Here is a 22769-nt window from a genome sequence, read left to right as displayed (position 1 = left end):
ACGTGCGGAACACCGACTACTACGTGCCCGCCGTGGCCCTGGGCATCGCCTTCCTCGCCAAGCTGCCCGCGCTGCGGCGCGGCTGGCGGGATCCGCTGGTGCGCTCCGTGAACTTCCTGATCTTCACCGCGGCCTGCTGCTTCTTCTTCGCCGCCCCGCCCACCATCCGCGCGGTCAACGACCTGACCGGCGTCCCCAATGTCTCGGCGCCCCTGGTCTACAGCCTCACCTCCGCCTTCAGCTGCGCCTGCCTGCTGCTCATCGTCAACTGGCGCGGCGGGGCCCCGGAGGAGGTCCGGGCCAGGTCGCGTGCCTGGTCCGCCGTCTACGCGGCGGCCATCACCGCGCTGCCCGTCTTCTTCTTCCTGGGCGACGCCCCCGTCGAACGGCTGCGGGACCTGGACACGTACTACGCGACCACCCCGTACATCCGGGAGATGATCGTCACCTATCTCACCGCCCATATGGTCTCCGCCGTGGTGACGACCACGCTGTGTCTGCGCTGGGCGCGCGAGGTGCGGCAGTGGCTGCGCGCCGGCCTTGTCGTGCTCGTCGCCGGCTTTGTGCTCAACCTCCTCTTCGGGATCGCCAAGCTCGCCGCGGTCGCCGCCCGCTGGACCGGACGGGACTGGGACGTCCTGAGCACCTCGGTCGCGCCGCCCCTCGTCGCCGCCGGGGGGCTGACCGTGACCGTCGGATTCCTGCTGCCGCTGCTGGGGCCGCAGCTCAGTGACGCCTGCCGGGCCTGGACCGGCCACGCCCGCCTTGGCCCGCTGTGGCGGCTGCTGCGCGGCCCGGCGCAGCAGCGGGCCGCGATGCCGCGGATCCCGTGGTGGTCGGCGCCGGACATGCTGCTGACCGTGCGGGAGACCGTCATCCACGACGAGCTGCTCAGGCTCCAGCCGTACCTCGACGACCTCGTCCGGCGGCGCGCCCATGACACGGCCGCCGCCGGCGGGGCGAGCGAGGACCGGGCGGCCGTGGTCGGCGTGGCGGCCATGGTGGCCGCCGCCGTGGAGTCGCGGTCCCGCCGCCCGGAGCCGGGCTCGGAGCTGGACCGAGGGCCGGGCCCAGAGCCGGACGGGGGACCGGGCCCGTCGCCGGTGAGCGAGGAGAGCGCCGCCACGGCGGCCATGGCGCTCACCGCGGTCCTCAGCCCGGGACGCCGCCGGCTGGTACAGCTGTCGAACGCCCTGCAGTCCCCCATCGTCGCCGCCGCACGCCAGGAAGCGGCCCCGAGAGAGAGCAGCCCGCGATGACGCCTCCCACCCCGCCCGCCCCTTCCACCGCAGCGCGCCGTGCCGTGGTCATCGGCGGCGGCCTGGCCGGCATGCTCGGGGCGGCGGCACTGGCCGGTTTCGCCGACGAGGTCACGGTCGTCGAACGCGATGTGCTGCCCGAAGGGCCTCAGCCGCGCCGGTCCCTGCCCCAGGCACGCCATGTGCATCTGCTGTGGTCAGGCGGGGCGCGGGCCTTCGAACAGCTGCTGCCCGGCATCACAAGCCGCTGGCTGGCCGCCGGCGCCCGGCGCATCCCGCTGCCCACCGGCCTGGTGTCGCTGACCGCGAAGGGCTGGCTCAGACGCTGGCCGGAGATGCAGTACGCCATCGCCTGCTCCCGCGACCTGCTGGACTGGGCCGTACGGGAGCGGGTGCTGAGCCTGCGCGGCGTCCGCGTCCTGACGGGCCACGACATGCTGGCCCTCACCGGCACGGGCGAGCGGGTGACCGGAGTGCGGGTGGCCGGCCCCGACGGCCGGGAGCGCCTGCTCGACGCCGACCTGGTCCTCGACGCGAGCGGCCGCGGCTCCCGCGCCCTCGACTGGCTGCGGGCGCTGGGCGTGGACGGCATCGAACAGGCCGAGGTCGACTCGGGTCTGGTGTACGCCAGCCGCGCCTACCGGGCCCCCGCCGGCAGCGAGAACTTCCCCATCGTCAACGTCCAGTCCGACCCCGGCGACCCGGCGCCCGGGCAGACGGCGACGATCGTCCCGGTGGAAGGGGGACGCTGGCTGGTGACGCTCTCCGGCACCCGCGGCGGCGAACCCACCCGCGACCCGGACCAGTTCGAGGCGTTCGCGCGTGCGGTGCGGCACCCGGTCGTCGGCGAGCTGATCGCCGGGACCGAGCCGCTGACCCGGGAGGTCACGCTCTCCCGCAGCACTGTCAACCGGCGGCGGTACTTCGAGCGGGCCCAAAGCTGGCCCGAGGGGTTCGTCGTGGCCGGGGACGCGGTGGCCACCTACAACCCGCTGTACGGCCAGGGGATGAGCGTGGCCGCCCAGAGCCTCGTACACCTCCGCGACGCCCTGCGGCACGGCGGGCTGCGCGCTCCGGGCCTGGCCCGTGGCGTCCAGCGGGCCATCGCCCGGCCCACCGGGCTGGCCTGGGAGCTGGCCACCTCGCAGGACATCCTGTACCCGGGCGCCCTGGCCGAGGGCCGCCCGCCCCGGCCGGGCGCGGCGCTCGCCAACCGGTACGTCGACCGGCTCGCCCTCGCGGCCACGGGGCGCGCCCAGCTGACCCGGGCCTTTCTGGGCGTCCTCACCATGTCCGAGCCGATCACCTCGTGGCTGCACCCGGACATCGTGGTGGGCGCCCTGCGCGGCCCCGGCAGAAGCCCGCTCGCCGGCCCGCCGCTGACGGCCGCGGAACGGCGCGCGGCCACCGGGCCCGACGGCTTCATACCGGCCCGGGCGGCCGCCGCGGGGGAGGTCGCCGCGGGGTGAGAGGCCGTGGGATGCGGGCGCGGGGTGAGAGGCCGTGGGACGCGGGCGCGGGGTGAGAGGCCTGTGGCGTGAGGGGCCTTTGGCGTGAGGGGCCCGCGGGGCCCGGCGCTAAGCGCGTGCGGGCGGGCGCGTAAGGCGCTTGTGCGGAGGTGCGGGCCAAGGGGTCGTGCTGACGGGGGCGTGCTGACGGGACGCGCGGACCGGACATGCTGACGGGGCGCGCTGACGGGGGCGCGCCTTCGGGACGAAGCGGCGACGATCGTCTCGGGTGGGCGCGACGAAAGTGGGCCGTCGGCGGATGCGGGCGCTGCCTAGGGTGCCCGGGTGGACACGTCATCGAACGCCCGGCGAGGGCACGGCCGGGGAGAGAACGCCCGGCGCGCGGGGGCCGCATGGGGCAGCCGGATCCGGGACAGCCGGATCCGGGACGGCTGGAAGTGGCTGGCCCCTCCCGACATGTGGTCGCCGCGGCGGACCGCCGTCGAGGCGGTGGTCGCGCTCGTCCTCGGCGTCATGGCCGCCGGCACCGAGGAACTGCTGACCAGCGGCGGATTCCGGACCCTGGCCGTCGCCCTCGCGGCGGTGTTGCTCTCCCTGCTGCGGCGGCGGCTGCCCGCCACCGTGCTGATCGTCACCGCCGCGCTCATCCCGCACCTCGGCGGCTTCATGCCACTGCTGGTCGTGGTCGGCTGGTCGGCCGGGCGCAGGATCGCCGGGCCGGGCCGCGCACTGGCCGCGTTCACCGCCGCGTACGCCGTCTGCATCGGCGTCACGCTGCTCAACGAAGAGGGCAGACAGGCTCCGCTGTTCCTGACGCTCCTCATCACCCTCTACTTCCTCGCGACCGCGGTCGTGCCCGGCCTGGCCAGCCGCTACTGGACGCAGCGCCGCACCCTCCTGCACGCACTCCGGGAACGCAACGCCCAGCTGCTGCGCGAGCGCGCCATGGTGGCCGGGCAGGCGCGGCTGCGCGAGCGCCAGCGGATCGCCCAGGACATGCACGACAGCCTTGGCCACCAACTGGCGCTGATCTCCGTGCACACCGGCGCCCTGGAGGTGGACCCTGAGCTGACCGAGCGGCAGCGGGAGGCGGTCGCCGTGCTGCGCGGGGCGTCGGTGACCGCCATGCACGAGCTGCGCGAGGTCGTCGGGATCCTCCGCGACGGAGTCGAAGCCCCGGAGCCGCCGGGGGCGGCTCTGGCGGGGGCATCGGGGCCGTCGGCTTCGGCGGGGGCGCATCCGGCGCCGGACGAGTCCGGGCGAGCCGGACGCGGCGCCGCGGGCATCGACGCGCTGGTCGAGGCCGGCCGGGCGGCCGGAAACCGGGTGGAGCTGCGCCGCGCGGGGGAACCCCGGCCGCTGGCGGCGGCCGCCGACCACGCCGCGTACCGCATCGTGCAGGAGGCGCTGACCAACGCCTACAAACATGCCCCGGGCGCGGCGATCTGCGTCGAACTGAGGTATGAGCCGGACTCGTTCGTGATCGAGGTTGTCAACGGCCCGGCGGACGGCGGCGGGACGCCCGGCGCGGCCGTCAGCGGCGGGCAGGGGCTGACCGGGCTGCGGGAGCGGGCACGGCTGGTCGGCGGCATGGTCTATGCCGGGGCTGCGGACGGCGGTGGCTTCCGGGTCGCGGGCGTGCTGCCGTACGGAGGGGTGGAGGCCGCCTCCCCGTTCCTCGATGCCTCCTCGGCGGGGGCGTCGGCCACCGACCCGGACGCTGATCTGCTCGCGGCGGGGGAGGCCGGCGCGGCGCACCCCCGCCGCCGGGTCGGCAATGTGCTGCTCGGATGCGGCATCGCTGTGGCGGCGATGGTCGCGCTGGCGGCCGTGGCCGTCTTCGGAATGGTGTTCCTCGCAGGGGAAATGGACAAGGGGATGATCGAGCCTGCCGAGTACGCGCGCGTGCAGGTGGGGGCCGACGAGAACGAGGTGCGGGAGCGGCTGCCGGACGGCGAGACGATCGCCACCCTGGGACTGCAGGGCAAGGGGCCGAAGCCGCCGGAGGGCGCGGAGTGCCTGGTGTTGATGTCGTCCGAGGTGGGGGAGAGTATCGACACCGAGCCGGTGTTCCGGTTCTGCTTCAAGGACGGCAAGCTGATCGAGAAGAAGACGTACGAGGTTAGAAGATAGGGCGTGTGACGCGACGGGTGTGCGGTGTGGCCGTGGCTGGTGCGGCTGTGGCAGGTATGGCCGTGGCTGCGGTGACGGAGATGCGAGTGGTGCGATGACCGGGTCGGCGGGGCCGGGAGAGTCGGCTGGGTCCTCTGAGGCTGTCGAGGCCTTCGGGTCCCCTGGGCCCTCCGGGTCCTCCGGGTCCTCCGGGGCCGCGATCAAGGTGGTGATCGCCGATGACGAGCCCCTCATCCGGGCCGGCATCCGGATGATCCTCACCTCGGACCGCGCCATCGATGTGGTGGCGGAGGCCGCGAACGGGCGCGAGGCCGTCGAACTGGCCCGTTCCCACGACGCCGATGTGGTGCTGCTCGACATCCAGATGCCCGTCATGGACGGGCTCACCGCCCTGGGCGAGCTGCGCCGGGCCGCTCCCGCGACACGGGTCATCGTGCTCACCACCTTCGGCGAGCGGGAGAACGTACTGCGGACCCTGGAGCACGGCGGCGCCGGATTCCTGCTGAAGGACACCGCCCCCGCGGAACTGATCCGCGCCGTGCGCGCGGCCGCGGCCGGGGACGCCTACCTCTCTCCCGGAGCGACCCGGCATGTGGTGGACCAGCTCGCCTCGGGGCGGGCGGCGGCCCGCGCCGAGCAGGCCCGCGCCCGTGTGGCGGCGCTGAGCGAACGCGAGCGGGAAGTGCTGGCGCTGCTCGGCGAGGGGCTGTCGAACGCGGACGCCGGGCGGCGGCTGCATATGAGCGAGGCCACGGTGAAGACCTATGTGAGCCGCATCCTGGCGAAGCTTGAGTGCGATAACCGGGTGCAGGCCGCCCTGCTCGCGCGAGACGCGGGCCTGTAGGCGCTGCGGCCCTTCCGGGGCCGTCGCGGGGTTATCCACAGGGGCAGACGGCCGCGGGGCGGCGGCGGTACGGTCGGGACCCGTTGATGTTGGTTGTGGCGGTACGGAAACGGATCGGGGGCGGCACGCCATGTACGAGGCCGAGGACGCGATGGACCACGCCATGGGCGGGACGGCTGGTGAGGCGGCAGGTGCGGCGGAGGGCGATGCGGCCGGCGGTGCGGTCGGCGGCACGGCCTTGGGCGGCGGGCGGATCCCGCACGTACCGGGCTTCGCCCCGCGCCGGCATGGGCGCGGGAGCGGGAGAGACGCGGAGCCTGGGGCGGCTCCGGCGGCCGAGGAGCTGTCGCCGAAGGAGAAGGGGAAAGCGCTGCGGGCGCGCGTGCCGCGGTCCTCGCACGATGCGCTGACCCTGCCGCACGGGAGGCCGGATGCGGTCCAGGCCGTCGAGGAGTCCAGCCGGGGCCGGGTCCCCGGGCTGACGCCGATACGGGTCGGCCGGATGGCCGCCTCGCCCTTCGCCTTCCTCCGCGGCTCGGCCGGCCTCATGGCGCACGACCTGACCGGCACACCGGTCACCGGGGTGGGCGCGCAGATATGCGGCGACGCCCACGCGGGGAACTTCGGGCTGTACGGCGACGCGCGGGGCCGCCTCGTCATCGATCTCAACGACTTCGACGAGACGGTCGTCGGCCCCTGGGAATGGGACCTCAAGCGGCTCGCGGTGTCGCTGGTCCTGGCGGGCCGGGTGACCGGCGCGGACGAGACGCTGTGCCGGGCCGCCGCCCATGACGCGGTCGGAGCGTATCGGCGCACCATGCGGTTGCTGGCGAAACTCCCGGCGCTGGACGCCTGGAACGCCATCGCCGATGAGGAGCTCGTCTCCCACACCGACGCCCGAGATCTGCTCGGCACGCTGGAGCGGGTCTCGCAGAAGGCCCGCAACAACACCAGCGCGCGGTTCGCCGCCAAGTCGACACGGCGCACCGAGGACGGCGGCCGCCACTTCGTGGACGCCCCGCCGGTGCTGCGGCGCGTGCCCGACGAGGAGGCCGCCGCCGTCGCCTCGGCACTGGGCGGATACCTGGACACCGTCTCCGAGGACCGGCTTCCGCTGCTCGCCCGGTACGCGATACACGATGTGGCCTTCCGCGTCGTGGGCACGGGCAGCGTGGGGACGAGGTCTTATGTGGTGCTGCTGCTCGACCACCGGGGCGAGCCGCTGGTGCTCCAGGTGAAGGAAGCCCGCGCCTCGGCGCTGCTGCCGTATCTGCCCGCAGCGGGCTTTGCGGCGCCCCAGGTGGAGCACGAAGGTCGCCGGGTCGTCCTCGGGCAGAAGCGGATGCAGGTCGTCAGCGACATCCTGCTGGGCTGGACGACGGTCGAGGGGCGGCCGTTCCAGGTGCGTCAGTTCCGCAACCGCAAGGGCAGCGTGGACCCGGCCGCGCTCACCCCGGACCAGCTCGACGACTACGGCCGCATGACCGGCGCCCTGCTGGCCCGGGCCCACGCCCACAGCGCCGACCCGCGGCTGATAGCCGGCTACTGCGGCAAGAGCGAAGAGCTGGACACGGCCATAGAGGCCTTCGCGGTCACCTACGCGGATCGCACAGAAGCCGACCACGCGTCCCTGCTCACCGCGATCAAGACCGGCCGCATCGCCGCCGAGCTGGGCGTGTGACGCTTACGGAGACAGCGCGGCCTACCGGGGGAGGGAGGGGGGAGGGGGAGGCCCCCAGAGCAGTCGGCGGGTGTGATCCCGGGTGGGGCGGTCGTAGGGTGGGCGGGTGACTCAGGATGTGCCCGGTGGGCCGGCGGCCCGAAATGACGATCATGCGCAGGAGCCGGAGCATGACGCCCAGCCCAGGCCCGAGGCCCGGCTGGAGAAGGCGGTGCGCGCGGCCGAGCAGGCGCTGATCGAGTTCGAGATCGCCCTTGAGACGTTCCGTGTGGAGGTGGAGAACTTCTCCCGTCTCCACCACCAGAAGCTCGGCCCCATGTATGCGCGCCTGGACGAGCTGGACGCGCAGATCGCGGAGGTCCGTGCGGCGCGCAGCGGCGATCCCGAGGATCTGCGAAAGGCGCAGGAGGCACGGGCCATGGTGCAGCCGATGCCCGGCGTCGATGAGCTGTTCCATGACTGGATGGACTCCGACGGCATGTCTCCGGAGGCCACGGCGATGCTGAACGATCAGCCGGTGCGGGCGCCGAAGCGGGTGCGGCCCAGTGAGGAGGCGCGCAAGCTCTATCGGGAGCTGGCCCGCAAGGCGCATCCCGATCTGGCCCAGGACGACAAGGAGCGGGCGCGGCGCGAGGAGTTCATCACCCGGGTGAACGCCGCATACGCGCTGGGTGATGAGCCGCAGCTGCGTGAGCTGGCCGAGGAGTGGGCGGCCGGTCCCGTGCCCGCGACGCAGCAGTTGAGCGAGAGCGAAGAGCTGTATGCAAGGCTGGAGTGGCTGGCGCGGCGCAAGGAGCTGCTGACGGCGGTCGCCCGGGAGCTGGAGGAGAGCGCGATCGGCTCGATGCTGCGGCTGGCCCCCGAGGACCCCGACGGGTTGCTGAACGAGATCGCCGAGCAGCTGCTCGCGCAGGTCGCCGAGCGGGAGGCGGAGCTGTCCGCGCTGGTGCAGTAGCGTTTCCGGGGAACATCGCGGACCGCCCGCCCGGTCTGTACACGCTGTACGAGAGAAGGCATCGACCATGAATTTCGCCCCGCTGCCCTCGGTGGACGCCGCGGCGGTACCGTCCGACGCCCTCGTGCTGGACGTCCGGGAGCACGACGAGTGGGCGGCCGGTCATGTCGAGGGCGCCGTCCATGTGCCGATGAGCGACTTCGTCGCCCGCTTCGGCGAGGTGACCAAGGCGCTGGCGGACGGCCGTCAAGCCTTTGTGATGTGCCGGGTCGGCGGCCGGTCCGCGCAGGTCACGCAGTATCTGGTGCAGCAGGGCTACGACGCTGTGAACGTCGACGGGGGCATGCTCGCCTGGGAGAGCGCCGGACGGGCCATGGTTGCGGACACCGGTGAGCCCGCCTTTGTGCTGTAGTCCGTCGGCGCTGTAGCCCGCCGCAGTGCTCGGGGCTCAGCCGAGCGGGTGCGCGGCCAGCAGGTCGCCGAGGGTCTCCTCGTGGGCCGCGGCCGGGCCGAGGGAGAGCTCAAGCTGCTTGGCCCAGGCGTGGTAGCGGTGGAGTGTGTAGTCGGTGTCCGCGCCGAAGCCCCCGTGCACGTGCTGCGCCGTCTGGACGACCCGGCGCACGCCTTCCGAAGCCCAGATCTTCGCCACCGCCACATCGCCCGCCACCGGCAGCGGCCCTCCGACGGCCGGGCCCTGACGGGGTGCGGACAGCCGCCAGGCTGCCTGCCAGAGCGTCGCCTCCATCGCCCGCAGATCGATATAGCGGTCGGCGGTCTGGACGGCGACCGCCTGGAATGTGGCGATCGGATGTCCGAACTGCTCGCGCTTGCCGGTGTAAGCGCTGGTCATGGCCAGTACGTTCTCGCCGAGGCCGAGGGCGAGCGCACAGGTGCCGGTGGCGAGCAGCAGACGCAGCCACTCCCAGGCCCCGTCGGCGTCGATCAGCTCATGGGCCTCGGCCCGTACGGCGTCGAGGGTGAGCTCCGCGTACCGCTCTCCGCTGGTGGAGAGCTGTTCCGCGAGGGTGAGGCCCTCCCGGTCCCGCGGTATGAGGGCGAGGACGGCGTGTCCTTCGCCGTTGTGCGCCGGCACGGCGATGCGGTCCGCGGAGTGCGCCCAGGGCACGGCAGTCTGGACGCCGTCGAGCAGCCGGCCCGCTGTGCCCGCGGGGTCCGGGCGGACGGTGACGGCCAGTTCGGCGGGGTCATGGCCGGTGCGGCCGCTGGCCGCGGCCGTGAGGACCAGGCTGCCGCGGCCGACCGGGGGGAGGACTTCCCGGTGCAGCTCGGGTGCGCCATAGCGCTCTACGGCCATGGCGACGGCACTGGTCTCCAGCAGCGGGACACGCGCCAGGACCTTCGCGGACTCGCGCAGCACCAGGCACAGGGCTATGGGGTCGAGCCCTGACCCGCCGTGGTCCGGTGACAGCACAAGGCCGAGCAGATCGGCCGCGGCCAGCTGTGCCCACAGGGGGCGGTCGAAGTCGTCTGCGACCGCGCCGGGGGTGAGCGCGGGGCTGGGCACCGCGTCCGGCCGGACGCCGGAAAAGACTGCCCGTGCCGCTTCGACTGCCGCTTGCTGCTCCTCGGTGAAGGTGAAGTCCACAGCTCGTCCTCCCGCGCCCAGAAGATCTGACGGACCGTCAAGATAGAGCAGGGCGTGGGAAAAGAACATGCCTCAGCGGTCGAAGTCCAGCTCCACGTCCGATGTCGCCGGGTGGGACTGGCAGGCCAGTACATAGCCGGCGTCGGTCTCGTCCGGTTCCAGGGCGAAGTTGCGGTCCATGCGCACCTCTCCGGAGACCAGGAACGCCCTGCAGGTGCCGCAGACGCCGCCCTTGCAGGCGTAGGGTGCGTCGGAACGGCTGCGGAGCACCGTCTCGAGCAGGGTCTCCCCTTCCTGGACGGGCCAGGTGCCCGACCGCCCGTCGAGAGTGGCGGTCAGGGTGGCGTGGGCGGGAGCGGCCGCCGCGGCCGGTGCCGTCCCCCGGCCGTCGTCGATGTGGAAGATCTCATGGTGGATGCGGTGCCGGTCCACGCCGAGGTCCTGGAGCGCGGCTTCGGCGCTCTGCACCAGCCCGAAGGGCCCGCACAGATACCAGCCGTCCACGTCCGCCGCCGGGAGCAGCGCGGGCAGCAGCGCCGCTAGCCGCTCTTTGTCGAGCCGTCCGGACGGCAGCCCGGACTGCTGCTCTTCCCGCGAGAGCACGGTGATCAGCTGGAAGCGGTCCGGATAGCGGTCCTTGAGGTCGGCGACTTCCTCCAGGAACATCGTCGAGGCAGCGGTCCGGTCGCTGCGTATCAGGCAGAAGCGGGCCTCCGGCTCCTGCGCGAGGACCGTCGCCGCCATGGACAGCACCGGCGTGATGCCGCTGCCGCCGACGATCGCGGCGAAGTGCCCGGGCCGGGGGGCGAGGAGGAAGCGGCCCATGGGGGGCATCACCTCGACCGTGTCGCCGACGGCCAGTTCCTTGAGGGCGTAGGTCGAGAACTCGCCGCCTTCGACGAGCCGGATGCCGACGCGCAGCACCGGGTTGACGCCCGAGGGGGCCGCGGGGGCGCAGATCGAGTAGGTGCGCCGGATCTCTTCGCCGTTCACCGTGCGGCGCAGGGCGAGGTGCTGGCCGGGGCTGTGCCGGAAGGCATCCCGCAGCTCGGGCGGCACCTCGAAGGTGACGGCCACGGAGTCGTCGGTGAGCGGTTCGACCGCGCTGACCCGGAGCGGATGGAACATCTACAGCTCCTTGAAGTGGTCGAAGGGTTCGCGGCAGGACGTGCAGCGGCGCAGCGCCTTGCAGGCGGTGGAGGAGAACCGGCTGAGCAGTTCGGTGTCGGTGGATCCGCAGTGCGGGCAGCGTACGGAGAGCGTGACCGGCACCGGTCCCTCGGCGGTGTGGGGGCGGGGCGGGGCGATGCCGAATTCGGCCAGCTTGCGCCGCCCTTCCGCGCTGATGTCGTCGGTCGACCAGGCGGGGGAGAGGACGGTGACGACCGAGACGTCCGCCATTCCGCGGTCGTGCAGGATGCGCTCTATGTCGGCGGTCATGGTCTCGATGGCCGGGCAGCCGGTGTAGGTGGGCGTCAGCTGGATCTCGACCCGGCCGGTGTCGTGGAGGTGAACCCCGCGCAGCACTCCCAGCTCTTCCAGGGTCAGCACGGGCAGTTCGGGGTCGGGGACCGAGCCGGCGAGTCGGCGCAGCTCTGCCTCCAGCGGTGTCTCGGCCGCCGGGAGGCTTCGCGCCGTGGCCGCGCTGGCCGCGCTGGGCCCCGCGCCGGTTGCGCTTGCCGCGGTGGTGTTCGGGGCGGGGGTCCTGGTCACCATGACGCCCCCGGGTGGCTGCGGTGCAGATGCTGCATCTCGGCCAGCATCCGTCCGAAGGGCTCGGTGTGCAGGCCCTGCCGCCCCGCGCCTGCGGACCACGCGCCCGACTGCGGCCCGGTCGGCATGGTCAGCGTGGCCCGGCCGAGAACATCGGCCATGACCGACAGCCAGGTGTCCCGCAGCGTCTGCCAGTCGACGTCCAGTCCCTCGACCGGCTGGAACATCTCGCCGGTGTACCGCCACAGCGCCTGGCAGGCGTGCTGTATCCGCTCATGGCTCTCGGGGGTGCCGTCGCCGAGCCGCAGGGTCCACTGCTCGGCGTGGTCCTGGTGGTAGGCGACCTCTTTGACCGCCTTGGCCGCGAGGGCGGCCAGCTCGCCGCCGCCTGCCGCGAGGCGCTCGTACAGCAGCCGCTGGTAGACGGAGAAGTAGAGCTGCCGGGCGATGGTGTGGGCGAAGTCGCCGTTGGGCTGTTCGACGAGCTGGAGATTGCGGAAGTCCCGCTCCTCGCGGAGATACGCCAGCTCGTCCTCGTCGCCGGCCATGCTGAGCAGCACGCGTGCCTGCCCCAGCAGGTCCAGCGCGATATTGGCGAGGGCGACTTCCTCCTCCAGCACGGGCGCATGGCCCGCCCACTCCCCCAGCCGGTGGGAGAGCACCAGGGCGTCGTCGCCGAGCGCCAGCGCCGCCGTGTGCGCGGCGGTCGTGGCCGAGGGTCCGGTCACAGGTGCTTCACCCCTTCCGGGATCTCGTAGAAGGTGGGGTGCCGGTAGGGCTTGTCGGCGGCCGGCTCGAAGAAGGGATCCTTCTCGTCGGGGGAGGACGCGGTGATGGCTGCCGACGGCACGACCCAGATCGAGACGCCTTCGCTGCGCCGGGTGTACAGATCCCGGGCGTTGCGCAGCGCCATCTCGGCGTCCGGGGCGTGCAGGCTGCCCGCGTGGGTGTGGGAGAGACCGCGGCGGGAGCGGACGAAGACCTCCCACAGCGGCCAGTCGGTGGAGCTGCTCATGCCGTCGCCTTCCCGTCCGTCTGTGCGTGCTGCGTGTGCTGTGCGCTGTGTTTGGCGGCGTACGCAGCTGCCGCCTCGCGGACCCAGGCGCCCTCCTCATGGGCGCGGCGGCGCTGGGTGATGCGCTGCTCATTGCAGGGGCCGTTGCCCTTGAGGACTTCCTGGAACTCGGTCCAGTCGATCGCGCCGAAGTCGTAGTGTCCGCGCTTCTCGTTCCAGGTCAGGTCGGGGTCCGGGAGGGTGAGGCCGAGTGTCTCGGCCTGCGGGACGCAGATGTCCACGAAGCGCTGGCGCAGCTCGTCGTTGGAGTGGCGCTTGATCTTCCAGGCCATGGACTGCGCGGAGTGCGCGGAGGCGTCATCGGGCGGGCCGAACATCATCAGCGACGGCCACCACCAGCGGTTCACCGCGTCCTGCGCCATCTCGTGCTGGGCGGCGGTGCCGCGGGAGAGGGTGAGCAGCAGCTCGTATCCCTGGCGCTGGTGGAAGGACTCCTCCTTGCAGATGCGGACCATCGCCCGCGCATACGGCCCGTAGGAGCAGCGGCAGAGGGGGACCTGGTTGGTGATCGCCGCGCCGTCCACCAGCCAGCCGATAGCGCCGACGTCGGCCCAGGTCAGCGTCGGGTAGTTGAAGATGGAGGAGTAGCGCTGGCGGCCGGCGTGGAGCTTGTCGAGCAGCTCGTCGCGGCTGGTGCCGAGCGTCTCCGCGGCGCTGTACAGATAGAGGCCGTGGCCGGCTTCGTCCTGCACCTTCGCCATCAGGATGGCCTTGCGGCGCAGCGAGGGTGCGCGGGTGATCCAGTTGGCCTCCGGCTGCATGCCGATGATCTCGGAGTGAGCGTGTTGCGCCATCTGGCGGATCAGCGTGGCCCGGTAGGCGTCCGGCATCCAGTCGCGAGGCTCAATGCGCTCGTCGGCGGCCACGGCGGCGTCGAACGCCGCCTCGGGTGAAGCCTTGTCGTGCGCATTCGTCGTCACCGTCGAAGTCACTGCCGTCATACCGGCCCCCTACCGACCGATCGTTCGGTTCATTGGCTTCAATGGTGAGTCGGCGGCCCGTAAGGTGTCAACCCTGTGGATAACTGAGGCGGACCGATGGGGACGGGGCGGATGGACTCCTTTGAGCGCGAGGACGCCGGAGCCGGGGGGTCGAGCCCCGGCCACGCACCGGCCCGCGGCTCCCTGCCCGAGAACCTTCCGCGTCAGCCATCTCAGACATCACAGACACCGCAGTCGGAGCCCACGGCCGGGCCCGTGTCCCCGTCCGGGCCGGAGCCCCGGCTCCAGCCTGCCGCCGGTCCGCTCCCCGCGCCCGTCCCGCTGGGCCGGGCGGGCGAGCAGGTCCGGCACGGCGACGGCGGTGACGGCGGCACCCGCGATCGCGGCATCGCGGGGCTCTCCCTCCCGTACCAGGTGGCCGCGGCGCTCTCCCTCGCCCTCATCGGCGCACTCGCCTGTGTCCACCTGGGCATGGTGTTTCTGCATGTCGCCCCGTCCAACACCGTGACCAAGCAGCACGGCGAGGCGGTCGACTGGTGGGTCTACCCGGAGTTCGAGCAGAACTGGAAGCTGTTCGCCCCCAATCCGCTGCAGCAGAACGTCGCCGTACAGGTGCGGGCGGAGTACACCGCCGCCGACGGCGGCCGCAGGAGCACCGACTGGATCGATCTGTCCGCCGAGGACGGCGCGGCCATCCAGGGCAGCCTGCTCCCCAGCCATGTCCACCAGAACATGCTCCGCAGGGCCTGGGACTTCTATGTCACCTCCCATGACGGCGACAACCGTCCCAATGGCGTCCGCGGGCAGCTCTCCGAGCGCTATGTCCGCCGCATCGCGATGGCGCGGCTGATGGAACGCGACCTGGGCGGGCCCGTCGAGCGCATTCAGCTGCGCTCCGCCACCAGTGCCGTCGACCCTCCTGAGTGGAGTGACGAGAAGATCGACGCGAAGCCCGTCTACCGGGTGCTTCCCTGGTGGACGATCACCGCCGCCGACCTGCCCGAAAACGCCGACCCGGATCGCGCGGGGGCGGAGCGGTGAGGCGAGGGAAGGGGCTCGACCGCAAGGCCGCCGACGCCCTCCAGCGGATCACCGCCGCTGCCCTCGGGCCGTACCAGAGCGCCATTGTGCGGATCGGCTTCGCCGGGGCCTGGCTGTTCTTCCTGCTGAGGGAGCTGCCGCACCGCCGTGAGCTCTACGGCCCCGACAGCCCGTGGGCCTGGGACATGGCGCGCCGCCTCGTCGGCGGCAATGACGCCTTCACCGTGCTCGTCTGGGGCGACGGGGTCCTGTGGTTCGAGTCCGTGTACGCCATCTCTGTCGTATCCAGCCTGCTGCTGATGCTGGGCTGGCGCACCCGCGCCATGTCGGCTCTGTTCCTGGTGGGCGTGCTGTCGCTGCAGAATCGCTCCATCTTCGTGGGCGACGGCGGCGACAACGTCATCCATCTGATGGCGATCTATCTGGTCTTCACCCGCTGTGCGCAGGTCTGGTCGCTGGACGCGCGCCGGACCGCCCGGACCGCCCGGGCGGCGGCGGACAAAGTGGCCTCCCGGGATCGGACCGGGCCCGTGCTGTGGTGCCTGCTGGGCTTCGGACTGCTGGTCACCACCTTTCTCAGCCTCTCGCACCGTCCGGGTCTCTTTGTGCCGGTGCTGCTGTGGGCGCTGTGGCTGGCGCAGGGGCTGTGGTGGGCGGTGAGCCGGTATGCGGCGCGCAGCCAGTCGCACACGCTCCTCGATGTGATCGCGAATCTGGTGCACAACACCGCCCTTGTCGTGATCATGGCCGAGGTCTGTGTGATCTATGCGACTGCCGGCTGGTACAAGGTCCAGGGCTCGCGCTGGCAGGACGGCACCGCGCTGTACTACCCGCTCAAACTGGACTACTTCACCCCCTGGCCCGCGCTCTCCGAACTGCTGGCGGCCAGCGGCACCATGGTGATGCTGCTGACCTACGGCACGGTGATCGTGCAGGTTGCGTTTCCCTTCACCCTGTTCAACCGGCGGGTGAAGAACGTCCTGCTGGTGGTGATGATGCTGGAGCACGCGGCCATCGCCGTGGTGCTCGGGCTGCCGTTCTTCTCGCTTGCGATGATCGCCGCGGACGCCGTCTTCCTGCCGACGGCCTTCCTGGTCTGGCTGGGGGCCGCCGTCGCCCGCGGGCGGGCCCGGCTGCGGCCGCGCGTGCGGGGCCGCGAGGCCCCGCATCGGCACGAGCACCAAACCGCGCACCGTACGCTCGTCGGGTGAGCACTGCCGAGAAGCCCATGCGGGACGAGCCGCTGCCGGACGAGCCGCTCCAGTACGACGAGGGGTACGGCTCCGAGGTCGGCGTCGGGCCCCATCCGCAGCCCTGGCCGCGGGAAGAGCGGTACGACCCCCGGCTGCTGGCGGAGGGCGACCGGCGCAATGTCGTCGACCGGTACCGGTACTGGACGCGTGAGGCCATCGTCGCCGACCTCGACACCCGGCGGCATGACTTCCATGTCGCCGTGGAGAACTGGAGCCATGACTTCAACATCGGCTCGGTCGTGCGCACTGCCAACGCCTTTCTGGCCAAGGAGATCCATATCGTCGGCCGCAGGCGCTGGAACCGGCGTGGAGCCATGGTCACCGACCGCTACCAGCATGTGCGCCACCACCCGGACACGGCGGCGCTGACGGCCTGGGCGGGGGCCGAGGGGCTGCCGATCGTCGGGATCGACAACCTGCCCGGCTCGGTGCCTCTGGAGACCACCGAGCTGCCGCGGCGCTGTGTGCTGCTCTTCGGGCAGGAAGGGCCCGGACTGACGGCCGAGGCCCGCCGCCACGCCGCCATGGTCTGCTCCATCGCCCAGTTCGGGTCCACCCGCTCCATCAACGCGGGCGCGGCCGCGGCGATCGCGATGCATGCCTGGGTGCAGCGGCATGCGCAGATTCCGCCCGCTTCGTAGCCGCTCGCAGCCGCTGCCGTCCAGGAGGCGGATGCACAGGGTGTGACTCCGGGACTGAGCCGTTCGTTCACCCTGGCGGGCGGTCACGGGGGCCGCAGCTGCCGATGCCGCCCTCGGGAGGAGCGCCGATGTTCGCGGAACAGGCTCTGCTGGGCTCGCGGGCCCTGCGTGCCGCGCTGTGTGCGCGGCGGGATGTGCTCGACGAGGTGAAGCGGCTGCCGCTGCTGCCGGACCGGGAGCATACGACGGCGTCGATACTCGCCGACTACTTCGAGGTGGACACCGTACTGCTGCACCGGGTGGTCCGCAGGCATGCCGGGGAGCTGCGGAGCAATGGCTACCGGCAGCTGAGGGGAGGCGAGCTGCGCGACTTCCTCACCGTGAATCTGCCCGGCCGGCGCACGGCCGGGCGGCTCCTCGGAGTGTTCACCCCGCAGACCGCGCTGGTGCTCGCGATGCTCCTCGCGGACAGCGGTGTGGCGCATGCGGTGCGGCTGCGGCTGCTGGGGGCGCTTGCCGCACCGGGTGCTGCCGCCCCGGCGGCACGGCGCGCCCTGTAGCCGGCGAGGCGGCCGCAGCAGCCCGGGCCGGCGGCCGGGTCCGCCCCGGCGGCACGGCAGGAGCCCGGCGCTCCAGGACGCCGAAGGCGGCGGTCAGCCGCCTCGCGGACATTGCGGCCCTCCGCCACGGCGGGCCGCCGCCGGGTGCCATGGTCGGCCGCTGACTCTCGGCGGCTCTTGGCCGCGCCGTGCGGTCATCGGCCGGCGGTGGGCGGGCGGTTAGCCGCGCCCCCGCTCGGTCGGCACGGCCGGGCAGGCGGTCGGCGCCGAGTCGCGCCGGGTGCCATGGTCGGCCGCTGACTCTCGGCGGCTCTTGGCCGCGCCCTGCGGCGGCAGGCGACCGGGTGCCCGCATGCCCGGTCGGTCGGCGCGGCCCGGCAGGCGGCCGGCGCGCGGTGCCGCGCGGAGCCTGCCCCGTGGACGGGCCCCCTCAGCGGCCCGTCCCGGCCGCGACTGCCTCGGAACGCTGGACCGGACCCCGCTCCGCCGACCCGGCGGGGCAGGTCAAACGCCGTTGCCTTGCCCAGCGGCCCTGGGCCGGTGAGCTGCGGAAGGCCGCCCGGCGAGACCGCGAAGGTCTGTCAGCGCAACGGCATGGGGAGCGGGTTGCCAGGGGCCGGGTGTACGGCCCCCGGCCTCGCGTATCGCCGGGAGGTGCGGCCCTGCCCGGTGTGGCAGGGCCGGTGGATTCCGGTGCTGGCCGGTTGGCATTCCCCCGCCTGCCGCTGGGCCCTGGTGGGAGGAGGCCGTACTTCCCGGACCGGGGCTCTGCGCCGCAAGCCCCCTGACCAGGGGCGAAGCGCCCGGCCCGGGGAAGGCCGCCCCGCACCGGCGCCCCGCCGTCCGGACTCAGGCCGGGCGGCGGATCTCCACCATGCGGAAGCGGTTGGAGACGAACGCCCCGTCGCACAGCGCGGCGTTCGCCGCCGGGTTGCCTCCGGAGCCGTGGAAGTCGGAGAACGCGGCTGTCTGGTTGACGTACACCCCGCCGGTCAGGTTCAGGGACAGCTGGGCCGACTCCTCCAGGCAGACCTCCTCGATCGCCCGCTCCACCTCGGGGGAGGTCGTGTACGCGCCGACCGTCATCGCGCCCTTGTCGCGGATTGTGCGCCGCAGCAGCTCCAGGGCGTCGGACGTGGAGTCCACGGAGACGGCGAAGGACACCGGGCCGAAGCACTCCGACATATAGGCGGCCTCGGCGTCCGGCTTGGAGCCGTCGAGCTTGACGATCACGGGGGTGCGCACCACGGCGTCCGGGAAGTCCGGGTTGGCTACCTCGCGCGACGGCAGGGCGACCTCGCCCAGGCCCGCCGCGGCCTCCAGACGGGCCTTGACGTCCGGATTGACCAGCGCGCCCAGCAGGGCGTTCGCCCGGGCGTCGTCGCCCAGCAGTCCCTTCACCGCGCCGGCGAGGTCGGCCACCACCTCGTCATAGCTCTTGGGGCCCGCGTCCGTGGCGATGCCGTCTCTCGGGATGAGCACATTCTGCGGGGTGGTGCACATCTGGCCGCTGTAGAGGGAGAGCGAGAAGGCCAGATTGGCCAGCATGCCCTTGTAGTCGTCGGTGGAGTCGACCACGACGGTGTTGACCCCGGCCTTCTCCGTGTAGACCTGTGCCTGGCGGGCGTTGGCCTCCAGCCAGTCGCCGAAGGCGGTCGAGCCCGTGTAGTCGATGATCCTGATCTCGGGGCGCACCGCGAGGGTCTTGGCGATGCCCTCGCCGGGGCGCTCGACGGCCAGACAGACCAGGTTCGGGTCAAACCCCGCGTCGGCTAGCACTTCGCGGCATACGCGCACGGTGAGGGCGAGCGGCAGCACGGCGCGCGGGTGCGGCTTGACCAGGACCGGGTTGCCTGTGGCCAGGGAGGCGAACAGGCCCGGGTAGCCGTTCCACGTGGGGAAGGTGTTGCAGCCGATCAGCAGGGAGATGCCGCGGCCCGCGGCGGTGAAGGTCTTGCGCAGCTCCAGCGGGTCCCGCTTGCCCTGGGGCTTGGACCAGTCGGCCGCGGCGGGGGTGCGGGTCTGCTCCTCGTACGCATACGCCACGGCCTCCAGGCCGCGGTCCTGGGCGTGTGGGCCGCCGGCCTGGAACGCCATCATGAAGGCCTGGCCGCTGGTGTGCATCACGGCGTGTGCGAACTCGTGGGTGCGGGCGCTGATCCTGGCGAGGATCTCCACGCAGACCAGGGCGCGGGTCTCGGGGCCCGCCTCGCGCCAGGCGGCCATGCCGGCGCGCATGGCGGGCAGCAGGACGTCCATGTCCGCGTGGGGGTACTCGATGCCCAGCTCCGGGCCGTACGGCGACACCTCGCCGCCCGTCCAGCCGTCGGCGCCCGGCTGGTCGAGCTCGAAGCGCGCGCCCTTGAGGGCTTCGAAGGCGGCCAGCCCCTCGGCGGGCGCGCTCTCCCCGTATGCCTTGGGGTGCTCGGGGTGCGGGGACCAGTAGGCGCGGGTGCGGATCGCTTCGAGGGCCTGGTCGAGCGTGGGCCGGCGGGTCTCGGTCAGCTGCATTGCAGACCAACTCCTCGTCGAGCTGGGCAGGGAACGGATGACAGAGTTAGAGTAACCGAACGATCGGTCGGTACAAGGGGGCCTGGCGAAGCTGTGGAAAACTCATCGGGGAGGATCGCTCCCATGACCGCCATCGACGCCATCGGGCGAGACGCCGCCGGACCCGGCGACGCCGTCGGTCCCGGCGATGCCGTCGCCGTCGTCGGCGCAGGCACCATGGGCCAGGGCATCGCCCAGGTCGCCCTGGTCGCCGGGCACCCCGTACGCCTTTACGACGCCGTCCCCGGCCGCGCCCACGAGGCCGCGAAGGGCATCTCCGCCCGTCTGGACCGGCTCGTGGAAAAAGGCCGGATGCAGCCGTCGCAGCGCGCCGCGGCCCTGGAGCGGCTGCACCCCGCCGCCGAGCTCGCCGAGCTGGCGGACGCCGCGCTCGTCGTCGAGGCGGTGCTGGAACGGCTCGACGTCAAGCAGGAGTTGTTCACCGCCCTCGAAGGGATCGTCTCCCGCGACTGCCTGCTGGCCACCAACACTTCCTCGCTCTCCGTGACCGCCGTGGCGGGAGTGCTGAAACACCCCGGGCGCTTCGTCGGGCTGCACTTCTTCAACCCCGCGCCGCTCCTTCCGCTCGTGGAGGTCGTCAGCGGACACGCCACCGACGAGGCGGCCGCCGCCCGCGCACGGGCGACCGCGGCGGCCTGGGGGAAGACGCCGGTGAGCTGCGCGGATCTGCCCGGCTTCATCGTCAACCGGATCGCCCGCCCCTTCTATGCCGAGGCCCTGCGCGTCCACGAGGAACGGGCCGCCGACCCGGCCACCATCGACGCCGTGCTGCGCGAGTCCGGCGGCTTCGCCATGGGGCCGTTCGAGCTGACGGACCTGATCGGCCAGGACGTCAACGAGGCCGTCACCCGCTCCGTCTGGGAGTCGTTCTTCCAGGACCCCAAGTTCACGCCCTCGCTGGCGCAGCGCCGCCTCGTCGAGTCGGGCCGGCTGGGCCGCAAGACCGGCCGGGGCTGGTTCCCGTACGGCTCCGAGGCCACGCCGCCCCGCCCCCGCACGGCCCCGCCCGCTCCCGCGCCCGGCTCCGTTGCCGTCCACGGCGATCTGGCCCCGGCGGCCGCCCTGCCCGGCCTCATCGAGGAGGCGGGCATCGCCGTCGTCCGGGACGAGGGAGCCGGTGCCACCCGCCCGGGATGGATCGAGCTGCCAGGCGGCGCCCGACTCTGCCCGGCTGACGGGACCGCGGCCGGCGAGGCGGAGACGCCTGTCATCCACTTCGATCTCGCCCTCGACTACGCCCGAGCCGGCCGCATCGCCCTGGCGCCCTCCCCGGCGGTCGGCGACGCCGACCTGAAGGAGGCGGTCGGCCTGTTCCAGGCGCTCGGCAAGGAGGTCAGCGTGATCGCCGGCATCCCCGGGCTGATCGTCGCCCGGACCGTGGCGATGCTCGTCGACTTCGCCGTCGACGCCGTCGCGCGCGACGTGGCCGCAGCAGAGGACATCGACACCGCGATGCGGCTCGGCGTCAACTATCCGCGCGGCCCCCTCGCCTGGGGCGAGGAGATCGGCCTGGACCGGGTGCTCACCATTCTCGACGGGCTCCACAAGGCCTGCCCGACAGGCCGCTACGCCCCCTCGCAGGCGCTGCGCAGGAGGGCGGCCGCCGAGCGTGCGGCGGCGCGGAAGAGCAGGCAGGAGGACGCCTCATGACCACTCCTAGGCGCGATACGTACACCCCGGAGACGCTGCTGGGCGTCGCCGTGGAGATTTTCAACGAGCGCGGCTACGACGGCACCTCCATGGAGCATCTATCCAAGGCCGCCGGCATCTCCAAGTCCTCCATCTACCACCATGTCTCGGGCAAGGAGGAGCTGCTGCGCCGCGCCGTCAGCCGGGCGCTCGACGCGCTGTTCGCGATCCTCGAAGAGCCCGGGGCGCAGCGCGGGCGCACCATCGAGCGCGTCGAATACGTCACCCGGCGCACCGTCGAGGTGCTGATGGCCGAACTCCCCTATGTGACGCTGCTGCTGCGGGTGCGCGGCAATACGCAGACCGAGCGGTGGGCGATGGAGCGCCGCAGGGAGTTCGACCACCGCGTGGCCGAACTGCTGAAGGCGGCCGCCGCGGACGGCGATCTGCGCGCCGACGTGGACCCCAAGCTGGCGACCCGACTGCTGTTCGGCATGGTCAACTCCCTGGTGGAGTGGTACCGGCCGCACCCCGGCGCCAGCCATGACGAGAACCAGGTCGCCGAGGCGGTCGTGCGGCTGGCCTTCGACGGACTGCGCACGGACGGCCTCTAGGCCCCGTAGGCCCCGCGGGGCCTTGTGGGCGGGCAGCTGGGCTTCGGGCGGGGCTTCAGGCAGGCTCAGGCAGGCTTCAGGAGTCGCGCAGCGGGTCGGCGGCCGAGCCGGGGCCGGGATCGAGGTCCGTCTCCTCGAAGACCAGCAGCGTATGGGTCGACAGCACCTCGGGGATGGACTGGAGCCGGGTCAGGACCAGTTCGCGCAGCGTGCGGTTGTCCGGGGTGTGCACCAGCAGCAGTACGTCGAAATCGCCGCTGACCAGGGCGATGTGGGCGGCCCCCGGCAGCGCTTGCAGCTGTTCGCGCACGGTGCGCCAGGAATTCTGAACGATCTTGAGCGTGATGTAGGCGGACGCGCCCTGGCCCGCTCGCTCATGGTTGATCCGGGCGCTGAAGCCGCGGATGACCCCGTCGTCGATGAGCCGGTTGATCCGTGCGTAGGCGTTCGCCCGCGACACATGGACCCGGTCGGCCACGGAGCGTATCGACGCTCTGCCGTCCGTCTGCAGGATGCGCAGGATGTCCCGGTCGATCGCGTCGAGCGGACGCGCCGGCGGCAGTTGCTCCATACGGTCCCCGCCCTCGGCCATTTGTTCAGCTGGCATGTCCCCCCGCCTCTCTCGTATGGACGACCTGTCTCCATGACAGGCTGTGGAGAACCGTTTGTCCACAGGGTTGAGTCGCCTGTAGCCAAAATGCGCCCACGACCGAACAATCGGTAGGTGAGGCACGCCACACTCCCCGTGCCGCTTCGTCGTCGCCCCCACGAGGAGGTGCTCGCG

21 protein-coding genes are annotated in these 22769 nt (G+C 72.5%); 13 read left to right on the top strand and 8 right to left on the bottom strand.

Annotated elements, in window-relative coordinates:
- Positions 1 to 2 precede the first annotated feature (2 nt).
- The 7 genes from OF819_RS03385 to OF819_RS03355 all read left to right on the top strand — a co-directional run bounded on the left by OF819_RS03385 (position 3) and on the right by OF819_RS03355 (position 8753).
- A complete protein-coding gene (locus OF819_RS03385) occupies positions 3 to 1259 on the top strand; it encodes an MAB_1171c family putative transporter (RefSeq protein ID WP_267241772.1) in 1257 nt (418 codons plus the stop codon).
- A complete protein-coding gene (locus tag OF819_RS03380; protein WP_267241771.1) occupies positions 1256 to 2728 on the top strand; it encodes an NAD(P)/FAD-dependent oxidoreductase in 1473 nt (490 codons plus the stop codon). The genes OF819_RS03385 and OF819_RS03380 overlap by 4 nt, the downstream gene beginning before the upstream one ends.
- A 456-nt stretch (positions 2729 to 3184) precedes the next feature.
- Positions 3185 to 4861, top strand: coding sequence for a sensor histidine kinase (locus tag OF819_RS03375; RefSeq protein WP_267241806.1), 1677 nt, complete (start codon positions 3185 to 3187; stop codon positions 4859 to 4861).
- A gap of 208 nt (positions 4862 to 5069) precedes the next feature.
- Positions 5070 to 5705: a response regulator transcription factor gene (locus OF819_RS03370; protein ID WP_323748890.1), complete on the top strand. Its 636-nt coding sequence runs from the start codon at positions 5070 to 5072 to the stop codon at positions 5703 to 5705.
- A 151-nt stretch (positions 5706 to 5856) separates the two neighbouring features.
- Positions 5857 to 7386: a DUF2252 domain-containing protein gene (locus OF819_RS03365; protein ID WP_416370464.1), complete on the top strand. Its 1530-nt coding sequence runs from the start codon at positions 5857 to 5859 to the stop codon at positions 7384 to 7386.
- A gap of 106 nt (positions 7387 to 7492) precedes the next feature.
- Positions 7493 to 8341: a hypothetical protein gene (locus OF819_RS03360; protein ID WP_267241770.1), complete on the top strand. Its 849-nt coding sequence runs from the start codon at positions 7493 to 7495 to the stop codon at positions 8339 to 8341.
- 67 nt (positions 8342 to 8408) lie between these two features.
- On the top strand, positions 8409 to 8753 hold the full coding sequence (locus OF819_RS03355; protein ID WP_267241769.1) for a rhodanese-like domain-containing protein: 345 nt from the start codon (positions 8409 to 8411) through the stop codon (positions 8751 to 8753).
- Positions 8754 to 8789: 36 nt separating this feature from the next.
- Here the strand turns inward: OF819_RS03355 and OF819_RS03350 are convergent, their stop codons facing one another.
- From OF819_RS03350 to paaA, 6 genes are all read right to left on the bottom strand, one after another.
- Entirely contained in the window at positions 8790 to 9947 is a 1158-nt protein-coding gene (locus tag OF819_RS03350) for an acyl-CoA dehydrogenase family protein (RefSeq protein ID WP_267241768.1), read from the bottom strand.
- Positions 9948 to 10019: 72 nt separating this feature from the next.
- Entirely contained in the window at positions 10020 to 11075 is a 1056-nt protein-coding gene (locus OF819_RS03345) for a 2Fe-2S iron-sulfur cluster-binding protein (RefSeq protein ID WP_267241767.1), read from the bottom strand.
- Positions 11076 to 11663: a 1,2-phenylacetyl-CoA epoxidase subunit PaaD gene (paaD, locus tag OF819_RS03340; RefSeq protein ID WP_267241766.1), complete on the bottom strand. Its 588-nt coding sequence runs from the start codon at positions 11661 to 11663 to the stop codon at positions 11076 to 11078.
- Positions 11657 to 12388, bottom strand: a complete 732-nt coding sequence (gene paaC, locus OF819_RS03335) for a 1,2-phenylacetyl-CoA epoxidase subunit PaaC (protein ID WP_267241765.1) — start codon at positions 12386 to 12388, stop codon at positions 11657 to 11659. The genes paaD and paaC overlap by 7 nt, the downstream gene beginning before the upstream one ends.
- Positions 12385 to 12675 (bottom strand): 1,2-phenylacetyl-CoA epoxidase subunit PaaB, encoded by a 291-nt coding sequence (gene paaB / locus OF819_RS03330; protein WP_267241764.1) that lies wholly within the window; start codon positions 12673 to 12675, stop codon positions 12385 to 12387. Before paaB ends, paaC begins: the two co-directional genes overlap by 4 nt.
- Positions 12672 to 13676, bottom strand: a complete 1005-nt coding sequence (gene paaA / locus OF819_RS03325; RefSeq protein WP_267241763.1) for a 1,2-phenylacetyl-CoA epoxidase subunit PaaA — start codon at positions 13674 to 13676, stop codon at positions 12672 to 12674. The genes paaB and paaA overlap by 4 nt, the downstream gene beginning before the upstream one ends.
- Positions 13677 to 13787: 111 nt before the next feature.
- Between paaA and OF819_RS03320 the strand changes: the two genes are divergently transcribed.
- The 4 genes from OF819_RS03320 to OF819_RS03305 all read left to right on the top strand — a co-directional run bounded on the left by OF819_RS03320 (position 13788) and on the right by OF819_RS03305 (position 17171).
- On the top strand, positions 13788 to 14717 hold the full coding sequence (locus tag OF819_RS03320; RefSeq protein ID WP_267241762.1) for a DUF5819 family protein: 930 nt from the start codon (positions 13788 to 13790) through the stop codon (positions 14715 to 14717).
- On the top strand, positions 14714 to 15928 hold the full coding sequence (locus tag OF819_RS03315; protein ID WP_267241761.1) for an HTTM domain-containing protein: 1215 nt from the start codon (positions 14714 to 14716) through the stop codon (positions 15926 to 15928). The genes OF819_RS03320 and OF819_RS03315 overlap by 4 nt, the downstream gene beginning before the upstream one ends.
- A gap of 17 nt (positions 15929 to 15945) precedes the next feature.
- Positions 15946 to 16611 (top strand): TrmH family RNA methyltransferase, encoded by a 666-nt coding sequence (locus OF819_RS03310; protein ID WP_267241803.1) that lies wholly within the window; start codon positions 15946 to 15948, stop codon positions 16609 to 16611.
- Between the two features lie 128 nt (positions 16612 to 16739).
- Entirely contained in the window at positions 16740 to 17171 is a 432-nt protein-coding gene (locus OF819_RS03305) for a hypothetical protein (protein WP_267241760.1), read from the top strand.
- A gap of 849 nt (positions 17172 to 18020) precedes the next feature.
- Here the strand turns inward: OF819_RS03305 and paaN are convergent.
- Complete coding sequence (gene paaN, locus OF819_RS03300; RefSeq protein ID WP_267241759.1) at positions 18021 to 19682, bottom strand: phenylacetic acid degradation protein PaaN; 1662 nt, start codon at positions 19680 to 19682, stop codon at positions 18021 to 18023.
- A 123-nt stretch (positions 19683 to 19805) separates the two neighbouring features.
- Here paaN and OF819_RS03295 point away from each other — a divergent pair, with 123 nt between their 5' ends.
- A complete protein-coding gene (locus OF819_RS03295) occupies positions 19806 to 21392 on the top strand; it encodes a 3-hydroxyacyl-CoA dehydrogenase (RefSeq protein WP_267241758.1) in 1587 nt (528 codons plus the stop codon).
- Positions 21389 to 21985 (top strand): TetR/AcrR family transcriptional regulator, encoded by a 597-nt coding sequence (locus OF819_RS03290; RefSeq protein ID WP_267241756.1) that lies wholly within the window; start codon positions 21389 to 21391, stop codon positions 21983 to 21985. The genes OF819_RS03295 and OF819_RS03290 overlap by 4 nt, the downstream gene beginning before the upstream one ends.
- A gap of 76 nt (positions 21986 to 22061) precedes the next feature.
- Here OF819_RS03290 and OF819_RS03285 read toward each other — a convergent pair whose 3' ends face one another.
- On the bottom strand, positions 22062 to 22577 hold the full coding sequence (locus OF819_RS03285; RefSeq protein WP_267241802.1) for an Lrp/AsnC family transcriptional regulator: 516 nt from the start codon (positions 22575 to 22577) through the stop codon (positions 22062 to 22064).
- Between the last annotated feature and the right edge of the window lie 192 nt (positions 22578 to 22769).

Origin of the sequence: Streptomyces sp. PR69, from assembly GCF_026420845.1 — a bacterium.
GTDB lineage: Bacteria > Actinomycetota > Actinomycetes > Streptomycetales > Streptomycetaceae > Streptomyces.
This window is presented reverse-complemented; position numbering and strand designations above follow the sequence as displayed.

Excerpts from the sequence above, each read along its gene's own strand:
- OF819_RS03365 (WP_416370464.1), top strand. The coding sequence starts at position 5,857 with ATGGACCACGCCATGGGCGGGACGGCTGGTGAGGCGGCAGGTGCGGCG.
- paaN (WP_267241759.1), bottom strand. The coding sequence starts at position 19,682 with ATGCAGCTGACCGAGACCCGCCGGCCCACGCTCGACCAGGCCCTCGAA.
- paaD (WP_267241766.1), bottom strand. The coding sequence starts at position 11,663 with ATGGTGACCAGGACCCCCGCCCCGAACACCACCGCGGCAAGCGCAACC.
- OF819_RS03285 (WP_267241802.1), bottom strand. The coding sequence starts at position 22,577 with ATGGCCGAGGGCGGGGACCGTATGGAGCAACTGCCGCCGGCGCGTCCG.
- paaB (WP_267241764.1), bottom strand. The coding sequence starts at position 12,675 with ATGAGCAGCTCCACCGACTGGCCGCTGTGGGAGGTCTTCGTCCGCTCC.
- OF819_RS03345 (WP_267241767.1), bottom strand. The coding sequence starts at position 11,075 with ATGTTCCATCCGCTCCGGGTCAGCGCGGTCGAACCGCTCACCGACGAC.
- OF819_RS03355 (WP_267241769.1), top strand. The coding sequence starts at position 8,409 with ATGAATTTCGCCCCGCTGCCCTCGGTGGACGCCGCGGCGGTACCGTCC.
- OF819_RS03295 (WP_267241758.1), top strand. The coding sequence starts at position 19,806 with ATGACCGCCATCGACGCCATCGGGCGAGACGCCGCCGGACCCGGCGAC.
- OF819_RS03305 (WP_267241760.1), top strand. The coding sequence starts at position 16,740 with ATGTTCGCGGAACAGGCTCTGCTGGGCTCGCGGGCCCTGCGTGCCGCG.
- OF819_RS03380 (WP_267241771.1), top strand. The coding sequence starts at position 1,256 with ATGACGCCTCCCACCCCGCCCGCCCCTTCCACCGCAGCGCGCCGTGCC.
- OF819_RS03320 (WP_267241762.1), top strand. The coding sequence starts at position 13,788 with ATGGACTCCTTTGAGCGCGAGGACGCCGGAGCCGGGGGGTCGAGCCCC.
- OF819_RS03290 (WP_267241756.1), top strand. The coding sequence starts at position 21,389 with ATGACCACTCCTAGGCGCGATACGTACACCCCGGAGACGCTGCTGGGC.
- OF819_RS03375 (WP_267241806.1), top strand. The coding sequence starts at position 3,185 with ATGTGGTCGCCGCGGCGGACCGCCGTCGAGGCGGTGGTCGCGCTCGTC.
- paaA (WP_267241763.1), bottom strand. The coding sequence starts at position 13,676 with ATGACGGCAGTGACTTCGACGGTGACGACGAATGCGCACGACAAGGCT.
- OF819_RS03310 (WP_267241803.1), top strand. The coding sequence starts at position 15,946 with ATGCGGGACGAGCCGCTGCCGGACGAGCCGCTCCAGTACGACGAGGGG.